This is a genomic window from Niveibacterium sp. COAC-50, assembly GCF_013184235.1.
GTDB classification, from domain to species: domain Bacteria; phylum Pseudomonadota; class Gammaproteobacteria; order Burkholderiales; family Rhodocyclaceae; genus Niveibacterium; species Niveibacterium microcysteis.
Window position 1 is genome coordinate 194,452 of record NZ_JABCJM010000002.1, and the last position, 16,693, is coordinate 211,144.

The 16,693-nt window shown below is 65.7% G+C and carries 19 protein-coding genes; 15 read left to right on the forward strand and 4 right to left on the reverse strand.

The window, feature by feature from the left end; genetic code table 11:
• Nucleotides 1-36: 36 nt before the first annotated feature.
• Genes HH302_RS08315 through HH302_RS08325 form a run of 3 tightly spaced genes read right to left on the reverse strand, consistent with a single transcriptional unit; the run spans nucleotide 37 to nucleotide 3,583 of the window.
• Complete coding sequence (locus HH302_RS08315; protein WP_172201238.1) at nucleotides 37-246, reverse strand: hypothetical protein; 210 nt, start codon at nucleotides 244-246, stop codon at nucleotides 37-39.
• Nucleotides 243-1,394, reverse strand: coding sequence for a PepSY domain-containing protein (locus tag HH302_RS08320; protein WP_172201240.1), 1,152 nt, complete (start codon nucleotides 1,392-1,394; stop codon nucleotides 243-245). The genes HH302_RS08315 and HH302_RS08320 overlap by 4 nt, the downstream gene beginning before the upstream one ends.
• Before the next feature lie 5 nt (nucleotides 1,395-1,399).
• Entirely contained in the window at nucleotides 1,400-3,583 is a 2,184-nt protein-coding gene (locus HH302_RS08325; RefSeq protein WP_216661841.1) for a TonB-dependent siderophore receptor, read from the reverse strand.
• Nucleotides 3,584-4,045: 462 nt separating this feature from the next.
• Here HH302_RS08325 and HH302_RS08330 point away from each other — a divergent pair, with 462 nt between their 5' ends.
• The 15 genes from HH302_RS08330 (at nucleotide 4,046) to HH302_RS08400 (ending at nucleotide 16,216) form a co-directional block, all read left to right on the forward strand.
• Nucleotides 4,046-4,582, forward strand: coding sequence for an ester cyclase (locus tag HH302_RS08330; RefSeq protein WP_172201242.1), 537 nt, complete (start codon nucleotides 4,046-4,048; stop codon nucleotides 4,580-4,582).
• An 836-nt stretch (nucleotides 4,583-5,418) separates the two neighbouring features.
• Nucleotides 5,419-6,261, forward strand: a complete 843-nt coding sequence (queF, locus tag HH302_RS08335) for an NADPH-dependent 7-cyano-7-deazaguanine reductase QueF (protein WP_172201244.1) — start codon at nucleotides 5,419-5,421, stop codon at nucleotides 6,259-6,261.
• Nucleotides 6,262-6,439: 178 nt separating this feature from the next.
• Complete coding sequence (locus tag HH302_RS08340) at nucleotides 6,440-7,327, forward strand: urease accessory protein UreD (RefSeq protein ID WP_253946075.1); 888 nt, start codon at nucleotides 6,440-6,442, stop codon at nucleotides 7,325-7,327.
• Between the two features lie 16 nt (nucleotides 7,328-7,343).
• Nucleotides 7,344-7,646, forward strand: a complete 303-nt coding sequence (locus tag HH302_RS08345; RefSeq protein ID WP_172201246.1) for an urease subunit gamma — start codon at nucleotides 7,344-7,346, stop codon at nucleotides 7,644-7,646.
• 23 nt (nucleotides 7,647-7,669) lie between these two features.
• The gene (locus HH302_RS08350; protein ID WP_216661842.1) at nucleotides 7,670-7,963 is read left to right on the forward strand and encodes a hypothetical protein; all 294 of its coding nucleotides are present in this window, start codon (nucleotides 7,670-7,672) and stop codon (nucleotides 7,961-7,963) included.
• A 2-nt stretch (nucleotides 7,964-7,965) separates the two neighbouring features.
• Nucleotides 7,966-8,496, forward strand: a complete 531-nt coding sequence (locus HH302_RS08355; RefSeq protein WP_371814635.1) for a GNAT family N-acetyltransferase — start codon at nucleotides 7,966-7,968, stop codon at nucleotides 8,494-8,496.
• Complete coding sequence (locus HH302_RS08360) at nucleotides 8,493-8,798, forward strand: urease subunit beta (protein WP_172201255.1); 306 nt, start codon at nucleotides 8,493-8,495, stop codon at nucleotides 8,796-8,798. Before HH302_RS08355 ends, HH302_RS08360 begins: the two co-directional genes overlap by 4 nt.
• On the forward strand, nucleotides 8,798-10,498 hold the full coding sequence (gene ureC, locus HH302_RS08365; protein WP_172201257.1) for an urease subunit alpha: 1,701 nt from the start codon (nucleotides 8,798-8,800) through the stop codon (nucleotides 10,496-10,498). The genes HH302_RS08360 and ureC overlap by 1 nt, the downstream gene beginning before the upstream one ends.
• Nucleotides 10,499-10,500: 2 nt before the next feature.
• Nucleotides 10,501-10,980 (forward strand): GNAT family N-acetyltransferase, encoded by a 480-nt coding sequence (locus HH302_RS08370; protein ID WP_172201259.1) that lies wholly within the window; start codon nucleotides 10,501-10,503, stop codon nucleotides 10,978-10,980.
• A 3-nt stretch (nucleotides 10,981-10,983) separates the two neighbouring features.
• A complete protein-coding gene (ureE, locus tag HH302_RS08375; protein ID WP_172201261.1) occupies nucleotides 10,984-11,466 on the forward strand; it encodes an urease accessory protein UreE in 483 nt (160 codons plus the stop codon).
• Nucleotides 11,463-11,936 carry a GNAT family N-acetyltransferase gene (locus HH302_RS08380; protein ID WP_172201263.1) on the forward strand — a complete coding sequence of 158 codons (474 nt, stop codon included), beginning with the start codon at nucleotides 11,463-11,465 and terminating at the stop codon, nucleotides 11,934-11,936. The genes ureE and HH302_RS08380 overlap by 4 nt, the downstream gene beginning before the upstream one ends.
• Nucleotides 11,933-12,616 carry an urease accessory protein UreF gene (locus HH302_RS08385; protein WP_172201265.1) on the forward strand — a complete coding sequence of 228 codons (684 nt, stop codon included), beginning with the start codon at nucleotides 11,933-11,935 and terminating at the stop codon, nucleotides 12,614-12,616. The genes HH302_RS08380 and HH302_RS08385 overlap by 4 nt, the downstream gene beginning before the upstream one ends.
• Nucleotides 12,617-13,475: 859 nt before the next feature.
• Nucleotides 13,476-14,093: an urease accessory protein UreG gene (ureG, locus tag HH302_RS08390; protein ID WP_172201267.1), complete on the forward strand. Its 618-nt coding sequence runs from the start codon at nucleotides 13,476-13,478 to the stop codon at nucleotides 14,091-14,093.
• A 19-nt stretch (nucleotides 14,094-14,112) separates the two neighbouring features.
• Nucleotides 14,113-14,688: a HupE/UreJ family protein gene (locus tag HH302_RS08395; RefSeq protein WP_172201269.1), complete on the forward strand. Its 576-nt coding sequence runs from the start codon at nucleotides 14,113-14,115 to the stop codon at nucleotides 14,686-14,688.
• Between the two features lie 157 nt (nucleotides 14,689-14,845).
• Nucleotides 14,846-16,216 (forward strand): EAL and HDOD domain-containing protein, encoded by a 1,371-nt coding sequence (locus tag HH302_RS08400; RefSeq protein WP_172201271.1) that lies wholly within the window; start codon nucleotides 14,846-14,848, stop codon nucleotides 16,214-16,216.
• Here the strand turns inward: HH302_RS08400 and HH302_RS08405 are convergent.
• The gene (locus HH302_RS08405; RefSeq protein ID WP_172201273.1) at nucleotides 16,213-16,689 is read right to left on the reverse strand and encodes a GNAT family N-acetyltransferase; all 477 of its coding nucleotides are present in this window, start codon (nucleotides 16,687-16,689) and stop codon (nucleotides 16,213-16,215) included. The two genes, HH302_RS08400 and HH302_RS08405, sit on opposite strands and share 4 nt — an antisense overlap.
• Nucleotides 16,690-16,693 lie beyond the last annotated feature (4 nt).

Consider the following 16,693-nt stretch of genomic DNA (forward strand, 5'->3'; position numbering starts at 1 on the left):
TCAAAAGCACAGCGCCGGCTGGAAGCCGGCGCTGTTTCATTTTGTTGCGGTAGCAGGCGGTCGCCGCAGCCAGCCGAACCATACGCCAACCAAGGTCGGCCCCCACAGGCAGACGCCCGCGACCTGGTCGCCGAGGCCGCCATCGCTGAACAGCGCCGCCACCAGCCCGATACTCGTAAGCACCCCCAGCGCGATCGGCCAAGCCCAGATCGCGGCTGCACTCAGCGGTTCGCGTGGCGAGCTCATGCCCCCACCCCGTCCGCGGTCACAACCGAAGCCCGCCTGCCCGGCCGCGACGCTGCTCGCCGCTTGCGCAGCCACAGGTAGAGCCCGCTGCCGAGCACGAGGATGCTGGCGAGATCCAACACCGCCCAGACAATCTGCATCGGCCGCCCACCGTAGTCACCGAAGTGCAGCGGCTGTGACACCAGCAAGGCCGTCAGGTACCAGGGCAGCGCCGGCGCAGCCGTCACCTGCGCGGTCTTCGCATCCACTAGCACGGGCTGCAGCAGACGCGAGGTCAGCGGCGTATTGCCGCGCAGGAAGTAGGTGTGGTGGTGCGGGCTCGAATACGCGGTGCCGGGGAAGGCGACAAACGAGAGCTTCATGCCCGGCGCCTTTTTGAGCGCCGCATCCAGCCCCTGCTGCACCGAAGCGCGCTCGGCCAGCGGCACGGTCGGCTGGCCCGCGTAGGGCGCCAGCAGCGCCGAGAGCTGATCGTGCTGCCAGAACTTGATCAGCAAATCGGCCCAGGTGTTGATCATGCCGGTCGCACCAACGACGAACAGCCACACCAGCGTGACGATGCCGAGCAGGTTGTGCAGATCCAGCCATTTCACGCTGGCACGCCGCTCGCGCCGCACGCTGCCGAATTCGAGCTTGCGCATGAAGGGGCCGTAGAGCGCGACGCCGCTGACAATTGCAACGAGCAGCAGCAACCCCATCAGGCCGAGGAAGAGCTTGCCCGGCAGGCCGGCGAACAGGTCGACATGCAGCTTGAACATCACCCACATGAAGCCGCGATCGGCGCGCGGTTCGGCGAGCAACGCGCCGGTGCGGGCGTCGACCGCAACCGAGCGGTAGTCGTCGGTCGGCGCCGGGGTCGGCGTCATCGTGACGAACCAGATGTCCTCGCTGTCCTCCGGCTGCGAGGCGTACTGCGGCACCCGGTCCGGAAACTGCGCACGCGCGACCTCCAGCGCCTTGTCCAGGCTCATCCGCGGCGTATCCGAAGGCATCGCCGGCGCCTCCACCTCGGTGCCGAGCAGGTGCCCGATCTCGTGGTGAAAGATCAGCGGTAGCCCGGTCAGGCACAAGAGCAGCATGAACACCGTGCAGATCAGGCTGCTCCAGGTATGCACCCAGGACCAGCGCTGAAGCGTCTTTGCGCGCATCGCGGTCAGAACCGGTAGGTGGCCGACAGCATCGCGTTGCGCGGCGCGCCGTAGGTGAATTGGCTATAGGCGTCGAACATGCCGTAGTAGGTTTTGTCGAACAGGTTGTTGACGTTCAACTGTGCCGACCACTGCCTGTTGATCTCGTAGCGTGCCATCAGGTTTACCAGCGCGTACGCCTTCTGGTCGATCTTCTCCGTCACGCCGAGCGGGTTAGCCGCGTAGGTGTAGGTCTCGCCCTGCCAGTTCACTCCGCCGCCCAGCGTCAGGCCTGCGAACGCCCCCGGCAGGCGGTAGCTGGTGAACACGCGCAGCAACTTGCGCGGGTAGATCGTGTTGATGTCCGCGCCGTTCGCATCCCTAAGCTTGAACTGGGTGTAGCCCGCGCTGGCGCTCCAGCCCTTGGCCAGTTCGCCTGCGAGTTCCAGTTCGAAGCCCTTGCTGGTCGCGCCTTCGGACGCGCGGTACGCGGTCTCGGGCGGCGTCGTGCCGGCGATCATCTCGCCAGTGCTCTGCGCCAGGTTGTCCTGCTTGATCTGGAACAGCGCCGCCGAGGCATTGAGCCGGCCCTCGAAGAACTCGCCCTTCACCCCGATCTCGGTGCTCTTGCCGACAATCGGATCGAGGTACTGGCCGTTAACGTCACGCTTCTGCTGTGGCTGAAAGATGCTGGTGTAGCTCGCGTACAGCGAGGTGTTCGCGCTGAGGTCGAAGACCACGCCCGCGTAGGGTGTCAGTTCGTGATCGGAACGCATCGCATACGGGGCGCTGAATGCGTCGTCGCCGGAACGTTCGTACTTCGTCAGTCGCGAACCGAGGATCAGCTTGAGCGGGTCTGCAATGCTGAAGCTCGCTGCCGCGTAGACCGCCTGCTGTGTCGTCGTGGCATCGCCGTAGTAGGACAACGCACCCCACACCGGTTCAGGGAATGCACCGGTCCACGCGTTGAAGTCCGGCGCCGCGCCACCCGCCGCGGCGCGGCTGTCGGCATTGAAGTCCTGCTTGGAATACACATAACCGGCCGCCAGCTCATGGCGCCGCCCCAGCAGCTCGAACGGCCCGCCGACCTGAATCGTCGCGTCGTGCTGCTTCGTATGAACCTGGTAGGAACCGGGCCAGGTGTACATGCCCAGCCCGGTCGTGCGATCGGGTGCGCCGTACATGTAGAGCAGATACGAGTCCGCGGTGCGATCGCCAAGGCTGTAGCTGGCCTTGATCGTCCAGTCGTTGGCGAGGCGATGTTCAATCGACGCGAAGTAGTTCGTGTACACCGAGCTCCAGCGTGTCCAGTCGGCCGCCGTCGTTTTCGATCGATCCCAGTCGGTACGGCTGCCATCGCTGTACCAGACCGGCAGACCGCCCCACATCGAACCCTTCGGGTCGTTCTCCTGGCGGCTGACGCCGACTGACAGCAGGGTACGGTCCGTCAAGTTCGCTTCCACGGTGGCGAACAGCGTCTTGCGGCGCTCGGTCAGGTTGTCGATCCAGCTATCGCTGCCTGCGTACTCGCCGACTGCGCGCGCCCGCACCGTCTTGGCGTCATTGACCGGCGTCGACACATCGACGGTCGTCCGCAGCTCGTTCCAGCTGCCAATACCCACTACTGCAGAACCCTTGAAGACCTTGCTGTTTGCACGCTTGCGTACCAGGTTCACCGCACCGGACGGATCGCCCGCACCGGTCGTGAGGCCGGTCGCACCACGCACCACTTCCACACGATCGTAGATCGCGAGGCTGCTCATCGCCTCGCCGGAACTCCACGCCTGATCCCAGGTGGTCGGCACGCCGTCGATCATCAACGCGTTGATGTCGAAGCCACGCGCGGTGAACTGCGCGCGGTGCGTCTCGTACTGGTTCACCGAAACGCCGGTCACGCTATTGAGTACGTCGGTGATCGTCTGCAGCCCCTGATCTTCAATCTGCTGCTGTGTGACGACGGACACCGACTGAGGTGTGTCGCGCAGGGCGAGGCTCAAGGGCGTCGCGGTCCTGGCGCGGCCGGTCGTATACGACCCCGTACCTTCCGTCGTTTCACCCATCACCCCGGCACGCACCGCCACTTCGGGCAGTAGCGTCTCAGTGCCCGCATCCGCCGCGTGCGCCAGGGCTGGCAAGGCAAGCGCCACCATCGCCGAGATTGTTTTGAGTTTGCGCTTGCTCGAGTTTTCAGACGCGATCAGTCGGTGCACGCCGGATTCCTTTGTTTTCTGGATTGGTCGGTTCGCGGCCAGCTGAAAACATTGCGATCTGACGATGCAACGGGGGGTGGCCGCATTCGCGAATGATAACGATTTGCATTTACGAATGCAACGAACACCATTTGATAGAAGGGCTATCAATGAATGCGGTGGCGGCCGAGTCGGTCAGCGCCCGCCTGTGGCACACAAGGCGGCACCCAAGCGTTTATCAAACCGCTTGCATCGTGATCACACGGTCCGTTCGTACATGCGAACGCATTGGCCACTCAAGAGGCGCGGGCGCCGAGCGCCGCTGCGGACATTGATGTGGCTGCGCGCCGTTCGCTCGCCCCAGGACGGCGAACCTTCAAACACAGCAATAAAGTCATTCTACAAACCGAACGATTATCAAACTCAACGCACACATTGAGAATGCGCAACGGGTCATTCAGCCCATTTCAAGGAGCTCACCTCATGTGGAAAACACCCGCCATCGCCTTCGCGACGAGCCTCACCCTCTCGGTCAGCGGTCCAAGTGACGCTGCCGTAGCGAGCGACCAACCCGTCGCCCGACACATCGCAATAGCCAGCGATGCGGCCGCCGCCGCGCCGTTGATCGAAGCCGCGTTAACGTATGCAGCGTTCTGGAACAGCGGCGACGAATCGTTTGCGCGCCGAGCCCTCGCGAGCGGTTTCATCGACCGGACGCTGCCCGCCGGGCGCCCTCAGGGCCTGGCAGGCCCCCTGCAGGCGTCAAAGGCATTCCGCACAGCGGTACCAGACCTCAGCGCCGAGGTGGAAGACCTCGTCGTGGCTGGCGACCGGGTGAGTGTGCGATTGCACTTCCGGGGGCATTTCACCGGCCAGCTCGGCACCGTTCAGGGCGCTGGCCAAGCAGTGGATTTCGCCGCCTTCGATCTCTACCGCGTCGAAGACGGACGGATCGCTGAGAACTGGCACCTTGAGGACAACCTCACCTTGATGCAGCAACTCGGGCTGGTGAAGCACTGACGGCCGAGGCCGCCGAACGAAGCGCGGATCGGCGTCGGTTTCGGCCTGCGGCCGACTTGATCAAACTTGCGATCAAGCGAATTCATTGTTCGATGTAAAAGCTTTTGTGTGATGCAACAAGGACTTGCGTACAGTACGTCTCAGAGAACACGAGTTGAGACGACGAAGGAGAACGCAACATGATGATGCTTGCACTGACTGTTCCGATGGTGATCCTGGCTGCCTGGCCGAAGCGTGACGACATCGCCGAATTCATTGAAAAGCTGGATCAGGAAGACCGCGCGCAATAAGCGCCCCCAACCAAAGAGCGCCTCTTGAAAGGCGCTGCCGCATAAATGGAAAGCCCGCCGTTAGGCGGGCTTTCTTTTGGTTCCGTTCTTGAGGCAGCCGCCTCTCGGAACCGTGGTTTGCGCGCTGGGCGCGCGGGCGACTCAAGGTCGCCGGGGGCTGTGCCCCCACTGGCCCTCGAAGGGCCGTATGGTGAAGTGTTACGCCTTGACGTTGATCACTCGTCCGATAGTCTGTCCATTGAGATTCGTCGTCTGGGCGACCTGCTGAGCTTGCTGAGCCTGTTCCGGGCGCTCTTCTGCCCTTGCACGCTCCGCTTGCTGCGCCTGACGGGCAGAGGCGGCTTCCCTAGCCTGAGTAGCCTGCTGCGCATCGGGTGTCTGGACGACGCTCCCCGAAAGGGGACTTACCTCCATTGACCCTCCTTCGCTGAACCGACCGATACGAAGTCATCGGCCTGACTTCACTATAGGCACCCCAGCGCACTTGTGCAGGGTACGACGTCCCTCGCAGTTATAAAAAATGTGACATCCCGTAAAATTGCGCCCGTGAGCACCGAACAAAACCCCAGCAACGCCCCGGAAGCCTCGCCGCTTGGCAAGGCGGTGGCCTATTGCGACCAGTACGCGCCCGAGCTGCTTTTCCCGATTCCGCGCAGCGGCAAGCGCGCTGAGATCGGTATCGGCGCGGATCTGCCCTTCACCGGGCACGACCTCTGGAACGCCTACGAAATCTCGTGGCTGAATCCGCGCGGCAAGCCGGTTGTCGCGATCGGCACGCTGACCGTGCCGGCAATCTCTCCGAACCTGATCGAATCCAAATCGCTGAAGCTGTACTTCAACAGCTTCAACCAGACACGCTTCGAATCGGTGCAGCGCGTTCAGGAGACGATTGCGCGCGACCTGTCTGCCGCCGCGGGCGCGCCAGTCGCCGTACAGCTCGAAACGCTCGACCAGCGCCCCGGCCGCACCCTCGGTACGCCGGAGGGCGTGCTGCTCGATACGCTCGACATCGACATCGATACCTATGAACCGGCGCCGGAACTGCTTTCGGCGGCTGGCCCGGTGGTCGAGGAGACGCTGTACTCGCATCTGTTGAAATCCAACTGCCTTGTGACCGGACAGCCTGACTGGGGCATGGTGGTAATTCGCTACCGCGGCCCCGCGATCGACCGCGCCGGCCTGCTGCGCTACATCTGTTCCTTCCGCACGCACAACGAATTCCACGAGCAATGCGTGGAACGCATCTTCGTCGACGTGACCCGCCAGTGTCGTCCGCTGCGGCTCGAAGTCTGGGCGCGTTACACACGCCGCGGCGGGCTGGACATCAACCCTTGGCGCGCCAGCGAGGCGATGCCTGGCCCGGGCAATCTGGGCGAAGTGCGGCAGTAGCACCATCTTCGCACCGATCTGGTGCCTTCAAATTCGCCCGCCATTTTGCATGCGGCAATCTGGTGCATGACAGCGCTCCGGCGGTGCGAATCGCGGCGCTCGTGCCTGATATACCGACGAACCCCGCGCTTGGCCCGAGTTTTGCTCAAGCCTGGGGATGCGGGCGAACTCCCAATCCTTGCAGAGAGACGACAAGACCGACTGCGTGCCGGACATCGCCATGCGCGATGCCGGCCACGCGGCGCCCCCGTTTGGCTGGCGTGCCCGTCTGGCGCTGGGCTTCGAACGCCGCGGCGAACGCTGCGTGCTGGCTCGCCGCGAACACCTGGGGCCGTTGCGGGTGCAGAAAGCGCTGTACCCGGAAGGCGAAGCGGTCAGCCACGCGATCCTGCTGCACCCGCCGGCAGGCATCGCTGGAGGCGATTCTCTTACGATCGACGTGTCGGTCGGCGCAGGAGCCAGCGCGCTGCTGACCACGCCTGGCGCCGGCAAGTGGTATCGGGCTGACGGCCGGCGCGCCGAGCAGCGCATTCACCTCAACATCGAGGCTGGCGGCAGTCTCGAATGGTTGCCGCAGGAAAGCATGGTGTTCGACGGCGCGGACGGCGATGCGGCGCTGGATGTGAACCTCAGCGGCGACGCACACTTCATCGGCTTTGACCTTTGGTGCCTTGGCCGCCGCGCGCGCGGCGAACGCTTCGAGCGCGGCCGCATGCATACCCGCCTGCGTATCGCCCGTGATGGCCGCCCGGTCTTCGCCGAACAGGCAACACTGCGCGGCAGCGATGCGCGCTTCGCGTCCGCCGCGGTACTCGGCGGCGCCACCGTATTCGGCAGCCTGTTGGCAGCCGCCCCCGACATCGACGCTTCGCTGATCGAAGCCTGTCGTCATGAGCGCCCCACGGCCGGGCTAGGCGCCGTCACCCGCCTGCCCGGCCTGCTGGTGGCCCGCTACCGCGGCGACGACGCCGAGGCCGCACGCCACTGGTTCGCCGCCCTCTGGGCCATCGTAAGGCCGGCGCTGCTGAACCGCCCCGCCTGCCCGCCCCGCATCTGGAACACCTGATTTCCGCGAGAGACCCATGGAACTGACGCCCCGCGAAAAAGACAAGCTGCTGATCTTCACCGCCGCGCTGCTCGCCGAACGCCGCCGCGCCCGCGGACTGAAGCTGAACTACCCGGAAGCCGTCGCCTTCATCTCGGCCGCAATCATGGAAGGTGCGCGCGACGGCAGCACCGTCGCAGAACTGATGAGCTACGGCACCACGCTGCTGAGTCGCGACGACGTGATGGACGGCGTGCCGGAGCTGATCCCCGAGATCCAGGTCGAGGCCACCTTCCCCGACGGCACCAAGCTGGTCACGGTGCACCACCCGATCATCTGACTCTCACGTACTCACGACACGCCATGGAAGACAAGATCGAACACGCCCGTCTGCTCGCCCGTTTCAAGCTGCAGGTTCGTCGTCAGCTCGACCAGAGCGTCGACCTCGACCGCCTGGTGCAAGACGCCGAATACGCCCGCACCCGGCTTGCCGAAATCGAAGACCTCGCCGAGGACGAAGAACTGCTGGTGATGTTGCTGACCCTGCGCGAGATCCTCGTGCCGCGCAAAGCGGCTCCGGCGGCAACGGCCGAGCTGGCACCGCCACCGAAGGCAGCCGAATCGCGCAACTACAAATTCGGCGCCCGGGGCTGGTAGACGTGCAGATCGAACAGCTGACGCCCGTCACATTTGCGGCACACCGTGAGGCACTCGCCACCCTGCTGATTGACGCGGTGGAGGGCGGCGCATCGGTCGGATTCGTGCTGCCGATCAGCCGTGACACGGCGCTGGCATGGGTTGACGGCCTCGCCGACTCGATCGCCGATGGCTCGCGACTGCTCTGGCTGGCGCATGACGCGGGCCGCCCACTGGGCACCGTTCAGCTCGAACTCGCGATGCGCCAGAACGGCCGCAACCGCGCCGAAGTGCAGAAGCTGCTCGTGATGCGCGGTGCGCGTCGCCAAGGTATTGCTCGCGCACTGATGGCCGCGCTGGAAGACGCCGCACATGCGTTGCAGCGCGGCCTGCTGTTCCTCGACACCGAAGCCGGTTCGCCGGCCGAAGACTTTTATGGCGCGCAGGGCTGGCAGTACATCGGCGGCCTGCCCGAGTTCGCCTGCTCGCCAGACGGCGTCTGGGCCGCCAACGCGATCTATTACAAGACCCTGTTCCGCAGGAGCGCCACATGATTCCCGGAGAACTCGACACGCCCGAGGGCGACATCGAACTCAACGCCGGCCGGCCAACGATCACCCTGGTCGTCGCCAACACCGGTGACCGCCCGATCCAGGTCGGCTCGCACTATCACTTCGCCGAAACCAACGCGGCGCTGGATTTCGACCGCACCGCCGCACACGGCTACCGCCTCGATATCGCTGCGGGCACCGCGGTGCGCTTCGAGCCGGGCCAGACCCGTACGGTCACGCTGGTCGCACTCGCGGGCGAACGCAAGGTGTTCGGCTTCCGCGGCCTCGTGATGGGATATCTGTAATGGCGAAAATCTCGCGCCGCGCGTATGCGGAAATGTTCGGCCCCACCACCGGCGACCGCGTGCGCCTGGCCGACACCGAACTCTGGATCGAAGTCGAGAAGGACTACACCCTCTACGGCGAGGAAGTGAAGTTCGGCGGCGGCAAGGTGATCCGCGACGGTATGGGCCAGGGCCAGAAGCTCTCACATGAAGTGGCCGACACGGTGATCACCAACGCGCTGATCCTCGACCACTGGGGCATCGTCAAGGCCGACATCGCGATCAAGGCGGGCCGCATCGCCGCGATCGGCAAGGCCGGCAACCCGGACATCCAGCCCGGCATCACCATTGCCATCGGCGCCGGCACCGAGATCATCGCCGGCGAGGGCATGATCATCACCGCCGGCGGCATCGACACCCACATCCACTTCATCTGCCCGCAGCAGATCGAAGAGGCACTGATGAGCGGCGTGACGACGATGATCGGCGGCGGCACCGGGCCGGCCACCGGCACCTTCGCCACCACCTGCACGCCGGGGCCTTGGCACATCGCGCGCATGCTCGAAGCGGCCGATGCCTTCCCGATGAATCTCGGCTTCCTCGGCAAGGGCAACGCCTCGCTGCCCGGCCCGCTCGCCGAGCAGATCGAAGCTGGCGCGATCGGGCTCAAGCTGCACGAAGACTGGGGTACGACGCCGGCCGCGATCGACAACTGCCTCGCCGTGGCCGAGCAGTACGACGTGCAGGTCGCGATCCACTCCGACACGCTCAACGAATCGGGCTTCGTCGAAGACACCGCCGCCGCCTTCAAGGGCCGCACCATCCACACCTTCCACACCGAAGGGGCGGGCGGCGGCCATGCGCCGGACATCGTCAAGCTCGCCGGCCTGCCCAACGTGCTGCCGAGCTCGACCAACCCGACGCGACCCTACACCGTGAACACCATCGACGAGCATCTGGACATGCTGATGGTGTGCCACCACCTCGACGCCTCGATCGCCGAAGACGTGGCCTTCGCCGAAAGCCGCATCCGCCGCGAGACCATTGCCGCCGAAGACATCCTGCACGACATCGGCGCGATCTCGATGTACTCGTCCGACTCGCAGGCGATGGGGCGCGTTGGCGAAGTGGTGATCCGCTGCTGGCAGACCGCGCACAAGATGAAAGTGCAGCGCGGCGCCCTGCCGGGTGACGGTGAGCGCAACGACAACTTCCGCGCCAAGCGCTACATCGCCAAGTACACGATCAACCCGGCGATCGCGCACGGCATCGCGCACGAAGTCGGCTCGATCGAAGTCGGCAAGCTCGCCGACCTGGTGGTGTGGAAGCCCGCCTTCTTCGGCGTGAAGCCCAGCCTGATCATCAAGGGCGGCATGATCGCCGCTGCCGCGATGGGCGACGCCAACGCTTCGATCCCGACGCCGCAGCCGGTGCACTACCGCCCGATGTTCGGCAGCTTCGGCGGCGCACTGAAGACCTCCGTCACCTTCGTGTCGCAGGCAGCGCTAGACAACGGCAGCGTCGCGAAACTCGGTCTGTCGAAACCGCTGGTTGCGGTGAAGAACATCCGCAAAGTCACCAAGGCCGACATGATCCACAACGACTGGTGCGGCCACATCGACGTCGACGCCGAGACCTATCAGGTGCGTGCCGATGGCGAATTGCTGACCTGCGATCCGGCCAGCGTATTGCCGATGGCGCAGCGCTACTTCCTGTTCTGACCATGGTCACCGTCGCCGACCTTCGCATCGCGCCCGCCGACCCCGGCGAGCCGGCAATCCGCGACCTGATCGCCGAGCTGGACGCGCTGATGCATGCGCTCTACCCGGCCGAGAGCAATCACTTGCTCGACGTCGAAACGCTGCGGCAGCCGCATGTGCGCTTTCTCGCTGCACAGTTGGCGGGCGATGTAGTCGGCTGCGGTGCCTACGTCGCGTATTCGGACTACGCCGAAATCAAGCGCATGTTCGTCGCCCCACGCTGCCGTGGCCTGGGCATCGCCCGCCGCTTGCTCGCCACACTCGAAGCCGACGCGGTGAACGCTGGCCTCCCGCTCACCCGGCTCGAAACCGGCATCCATCAGCCGGAAGCGCTGGGCCTCTATGAGCGCGCCGGCTACCGCTTACGCCCGCCCTTCGGCAACTACGCTGAAGATCCGCTCTCCGTTTTCATGGAAAAGGCGCTGCATCTGGCGCCCGCTTGAATCATGCTGCTGATTGAATCGCTCTACACCGGCGACGCTACGCCGACCGAAAAACTGGTTCTGAACTTCGACGCCCGCACCAAGAGCCGGCTGCGGACGCAGCTCGCGAGCAGTGAGGAAGTCGGCCTGTTCCTGCCACGCGGCACGATCCTGCGCGGCGGCGATTTGCTGCAAGCGAAGGACGGCCGGGTCGTCGAGGTGGTGTCGGCCCCCGAAGCCCTGCTGGAGGCGCAATGCGCGGGCGCATTTGAGCTTGCCCGCGCCGCCTATCACCTGGGCAACCGCCATGTGGCGGTGCAGGTGGGCGCCGGCTGGCTGCGCATCCAGGCCGACCATGTGCTGGAAACCATGCTGATCGGGCTCGGCGCGCAAGTGCGTCCGGTGACCGCCGCATTCGAACCGGAAGCCGGCGCCTACGCCCACGGCCACCACCACAGCGAGCGCGGCGCCACCGAAGCCAAGATCCACATGATGGCCGGCGCATGAGCCTGAGCATTAGCACCACCGCACCGGATTCGGACGACGCGCGGGCCTTGCTCGATGCGCTGTCCGACACGCTCGCCGCAATCACCGGCGATAGTGGCCGCAGCAGCTTCGACCCCGCCGACGTACGCGGACCCGGCGCACGCTTCGTGATCGCCCGCGACGCGAGCGGTGAAGCCGTGGGCTGCGGCGCCTACCGCCCGCTGCAGCCGGGCGTCGCCGAGCTCAAGCGCATGTTCGCGCGCACACGCAGCGGCGGCATCGGCCGCAGCCTGCTTGCCGAACTGGAACACAGCGCGGCCGCCGACGGTTATCGCGAGTTATGGCTGGAAACCCGGCGCGTGAACCTCACCGCGGTCGCCTTCTACCGCGCCCACGGCTATCGCGAGATCCCCAACTTCGGCCGCTACATCGGCCGGCCCGAGGCGATCTGCTTCAGCAAGACGCTTGCCGCGAAGGAGGCCGCCGCGTGAGCTCGCTCGCCGCGCTGACCCGCCTGCTGCATCTCGCCAGCCCGGCCCTGCCGGTCGGCGCCTTCAGCTATTCGCAGGGGCTTGAATGGGCGGTGGAGTGCGGCTGGGTCAGTAACGAAGCGCAGGCGCGCGACTGGATCGGCGACCTGATGCGCTACGGCATCGCACGCTGCGAAGCGCCGGCTTTGGTCGCGATGATGCGTGCCTGGCGCACCGGCGAAGTGAGCGAAGTGTTGCGGCTCGACGCCGAGTTCCTCGCTACCCGCGAATCCATGGAACTGCGCGCAGAGACCGTGCAGATGGGCTACTCCTGCGCGCGCCTGCTGCGCGAACTCGACACCCTGCCGGCCTTCACTCGCCAGGCGCTGACGGGCATCGGCGAACTCTCCTACCCCGCCGCCTGGTCCGCTGCCGCGGCCGCCTGGGGCCTGCCACCGGAAGACGCGGTGGTGGCCTACCTTTGGGCGTGGCTTGAAAACCAGGTAATGGCCGCAGTCAAGATCGTGCCGCTCGGCCAGAGCGCTGGCCAGCGGCTACTCGTTGCCCTCGGCGAACCGATCCCCGCGCTCGCACGTGCGGCGATGACGATCGGGCCGGATGAATGGGAGAACTTCACGCCTGGGTTGGCGTGGGCAAGTGCGATGCATGAGGGGCAATACACGAGGTTGTTCAGGTCATGAACGGCGAGCATGTTTCGCTTCTTTCGACTTCGGTGCATTTGTCGCCATGTTGCGGCTGGTCCGTTCAAGCCGGGTCCCGCCCCGGCGGGCGGGGTACTTTCTTTGTACGAACAAAGAAAGTACCCAAAGAAAGTCGCCCCGCTTCAACGCCCCTTGCTGCGCAAGGGGTGCCCTGTGCTGCTCGAAACATCGGGTGGCTGCGGAACTCAGCCCTGCGGGCCTCAAACAGTCCTCGCCACCGCCGCGATGCGGCGGAACCCGATGCTTCTGTGCTGCTCGGCGTTTCAGAGGGGGATCGAAAAGCGTCGACGATCGCCCGTTTCAGGCTGCTCGTAGCCCGGATCCAGGCCGCCGGCCGGAATCCGGCAGGTGCGCTTGAACATCTGGATACGTCCACCCCGGATTCCGCTCTCCTTCATCCAAGCTACGAACATCACACACGCGTTGCTCAACCGATGGTTTTGACTTTGGGTCCCGTCGAGAGCGCCGAGCAGCGCAGCGAACTCGGGGAATCGGCGCGCAGCGACGACGGCGAGGACTGTCTGAGCGGCGGGCGTAGCCCGGCGCGAGTTCCGCAGCCGCCCGATTTCGCGAGCAGCGCAGGGAAGTCAGGTGCGCAGCACCTGACCGCGAACGCCGGGTCGCCTTTTCTTGGTTACTTCTTTTGGCGAAGCAAAAGAAGTAACACGCCCGCCGGGGGCGGGACCCCGGCCGACGAACGCCTGCAAACCAGCAACGCCAATCGCAAGCAACAAGCGCGAAACCGCACACCAAGCGTTGGGCTTCGCAAGACTCGGCCCAACCTACTTCCCCGCGTCCGCCTGCATGGCGCTTTCGCCAATTCAAGAAGACTCACACCATGACCACCCAACAAGCCCTCCGCGTCGGCATCGGCGGCCCCGTCGGCTCCGGCAAAACCGCCCTCACTCTCGCGCTGTGCCAGGCACTGCGCGAGAGGTACAACATCGCTGTCGTCACCAACGACATCTACACCGCCGAGGACGCGCAGTTCCTCGTGCGCAACGAAGCGCTGGCGCCGGAACGGATCATCGGCGTCGAGACGGGCGGCTGCCCGCACACCGCGATCCGCGAAGACGCCTCGATCAACCTTGAAGCGATCGACCGCCTGAACCAGCGTTTCGCAGGGCTGGAGATCATCTTCGTCGAATCCGGCGGCGACAACCTCGCAGCGACCTTTTCGCCCGAGCTCTCGGACCTCACGCTTTACGTGATTGACGTATCGGCCGGCGACAAGATCCCGCGCAAGGGCGGCCCGGGCATCACGAAGAGCGATCTGCTGGTGATCAACAAGATCGACTTGGCGCCGCTGGTGGGTGCCTCGCTGGAAGTGATGGACCGCGACGCAAAAAAAATGCGCGGAGAAAAGCCATTTGTTTTCAGCAATCTCAAATCCGGGCAAGGACTTTCGGACATCATCGCTTTCATCGAAACCCAGGGCATGCTAGCCCCCGCCTGACTATTCAAGGAGAACACCCATGCGACCCATCCGCCCCCTGCTCGCTGCCGGTCTTGTCATGGCATCGGGTACTGCCCTTGCCCACCCCGGCCACGAGGCAATGAGCCTCGCTAGCGGCTTCAGCCACCCCTTCGGTGGCGTGGATCATCTGCTTGCGATGCTGGCCGTCGGGCTCTATGCCGCCCGCCAGGGCGGTACGGCACGCTGGGCACTGCCGGCCACCTTTGTCGCGGCAATGCTGGCGGCGGCTGGGCTGGCACAAGCGGGCATGCACTTTCCGCTGATTGAGGCCGGTGTCGCTGCATCCGTGCTGGTGCTTGGGCTGCTGATCGCGGCGGCGGCGCGTCTGCCGCTTGCGCTCACCGCACCGCTGGTCGCGGTGTTTGCCGTTTGCCACGGTGCCGCACACGTCGCCGAGAAGGGCGATGCGGGCCTGCTCGCCTACGCTGCCGGCTTCGCGTTGGCGAGCGCGGCACTGCACGGCTGCGGTTGGCTGATCGGGCGCCGGATTCCGGAAAGCGCGGCGGGCGCCCGTCTGCAGCGTGTCGCCGGCGGCGCACTGGCCATCGCAGGCTGCATGCTGCTGGGCGCCTGAGCGCGACGAAATCGGAGCGTGGCGCCGGGCGCCAGCGGCTTGCGCCGCGCCACGTCTGACCGAAGGCAAACCGCCGGGCGCGGTTTGCTCAAGCGGATGATTGACACCCGCCCGCAAGCGGCAGGATGCTGCGCCAACACACTGCGTGGAGCTTGGCATGCTGGCATGGATCTCGCGACTGCTGGGCTTGGGAACGGCTAAACGCCAGGAAGCGGAGTCGCCGCTCGAACCGGCCGCCGCGCAGGCAGTGACGATCTCGCCCACCCCCGAAGCGGAGCCGGCGCCTGCCGCAGAAGGCGCGTTGTTGCAGCAGGTCTTGCTGGACAAACAGCGGCGCGCCACTGGCTACCTCTTCTCGCTTCAGGCCGGGCGTACTGGCCAATTGGCGGATCAGTCACCGCGGGTCCGCGCCCTGCTCGACGATTTGCTGATTGCCCGGCTGCTGACCCTCGCGCCGCACTGGCCCGCGCAGCGCAGTGCATGGATCGCAATTGACGACACTTCGCTGGCGCACGGTTCGCTGCCACGGCTGGCCGCGCTGCGCACAGTGCTCCATGTCCAGCCCGCCGAGCCGGAACAGGCGGCCGCGCCGGAGACGGTCAGCCGGATCCGTAGCCTTCAGCGCGAGGGCGTCCGTATCGGCCTGGACGCAGCGCCCGGCGCACCGTGGTTCGAGTCGCTCGCGTGGCTCGCCGACGTCTTCCTGCTGGATTTTCACCAAGCGCCGGCAACACTGCAGCGCTATCACGCCCAGTTGGGCGGGCAGTTTGCGCTGATTCCGCGGGTTGCCACCGGCGTCGACACCCTCGACGCGCTCGATGCCGCATGGAAGCTGGGCTGCAGCGAAGCAGCCGGCGCCTTCGCGCAGCTACGGGGCAACTGGCAAGGGAACCGCATCGCGCCCGGCCCCCTGCGCGTCGCAGCACTGCTCGCGCGGATCGGCAGTGACACCGAAAATCGCGAAATCGCCGCGGCGCTCAAGCAGGACATGGCGCTCTCCTACCGGCTGCTACGCTTCGTGAATACCGCCTCGGGCGGGCTGCAGCACACGATCGGCTCGATCGAACAAGCCCTCGTTCTGCTCGGTCGCGAACAGCTCTACCGCTGGCTGGCCTTGCTGGTGTGCGCGAGCGCGCAGCGCGGCGAGGGCGACGCGATGATGGAAACCGCGCTGGTGCGCGCCCGCATGCTCGAAGTGCTGGCCGATCGTGTCGCACCAGAGGCGCGCGACGATCTGTTCGTTACCGGATTGTTCTCGCAGCTCGACATGCTGCTGCAGGTGCCGATGGAAACCGCGCTGGAACCGCTTGCGCTCACGCCCGCAGTGCGCGAAGCCTTGCTGGGGCGCCGCGGCCCATGTGCCGACTGGCTGGCCGTGGCCGAAGCCGGCGACAACGGCGACCCGGTCGCGCTGCTTGTCGCATGCCGCAAGCTCGGTATCCCGGCCATGCGGGCTGCGAGTGCGCGCATTACCGCGCTGGCCTGGGTACACAGCCTCGCGGCCGCACCGGACACTCAGGCGGCCTAGACGTCCATTCGCCGGTCCGGAAGCTGGTAAAGCAGATCCGGCAAGCCTTCCTCGTTGTCCGCTGCCGCGCCCTCGCGACGCAGCAGCACTTCAAAACCACGATGCTCGTAGAAGCGGCAAGCGCGCGGGTTGTCGCGGAAGCACCAGAGCCGAACAGGGAAGGGCAACTCGCATACCGCGTAACCGAGCAGTGCGCTGCCAACGCCGGTATCCACGGCGTCCGGCCGCACATAGAGTTGGTCGACCCAGCCACAGCCCCCGCGCTCCGCCAGCGCGCAGAAACCGACGATGCGGTGGCCACGCTCGGCGACCAGCACACGGGAACACGGTATCAGGTGCAGCGCCACCCATTTGCGCACCGACTCGTCGTCATGCGCGAGCGGAATCGACGGCATCAGCGCCTTGCGTGAGGCAAGCAGCACATCGGCGACTGCATTGGCGTCGCGCCGCACTGCCGGGCGGATATTCAGCATTGCC

Coding starts and splice junctions, on each gene's coding strand:
- HH302_RS08315 (WP_172201238.1), bottom strand. CDS start 246: ATGAGCTCGCCACGCGAACCGCTGAGTGCAGCCGCGATCTGGGCTTGG.
- HH302_RS08320 (WP_172201240.1), bottom strand. CDS start 1,394: ATGCGCGCAAAGACGCTTCAGCGCTGGTCCTGGGTGCATACCTGGAGC.
- HH302_RS08330 (WP_172201242.1), top strand. CDS start 4,046: ATGTGGAAAACACCCGCCATCGCCTTCGCGACGAGCCTCACCCTCTCG.
- HH302_RS08345 (WP_172201246.1), top strand. CDS start 7,344: ATGGAACTGACGCCCCGCGAAAAAGACAAGCTGCTGATCTTCACCGCC.
- HH302_RS08350 (WP_216661842.1), top strand. CDS start 7,670: ATGGAAGACAAGATCGAACACGCCCGTCTGCTCGCCCGTTTCAAGCTG.
- HH302_RS08360 (WP_172201255.1), top strand. CDS start 8,493: ATGATTCCCGGAGAACTCGACACGCCCGAGGGCGACATCGAACTCAAC.
- ureC (WP_172201257.1), top strand. CDS start 8,798: ATGGCGAAAATCTCGCGCCGCGCGTATGCGGAAATGTTCGGCCCCACC.
- HH302_RS08370 (WP_172201259.1), top strand. CDS start 10,501: ATGGTCACCGTCGCCGACCTTCGCATCGCGCCCGCCGACCCCGGCGAG.
- ureE (WP_172201261.1), top strand. CDS start 10,984: ATGCTGCTGATTGAATCGCTCTACACCGGCGACGCTACGCCGACCGAA.
- HH302_RS08380 (WP_172201263.1), top strand. CDS start 11,463: ATGAGCCTGAGCATTAGCACCACCGCACCGGATTCGGACGACGCGCGG.
- ureG (WP_172201267.1), top strand. CDS start 13,476: ATGACCACCCAACAAGCCCTCCGCGTCGGCATCGGCGGCCCCGTCGGC.
- HH302_RS08395 (WP_172201269.1), top strand. CDS start 14,113: ATGCGACCCATCCGCCCCCTGCTCGCTGCCGGTCTTGTCATGGCATCG.
- HH302_RS08400 (WP_172201271.1), top strand. CDS start 14,846: ATGCTGGCATGGATCTCGCGACTGCTGGGCTTGGGAACGGCTAAACGC.
- HH302_RS08405 (WP_172201273.1), bottom strand. CDS start 16,689: ATGCTGAATATCCGCCCGGCAGTGCGGCGCGACGCCAATGCAGTCGCC.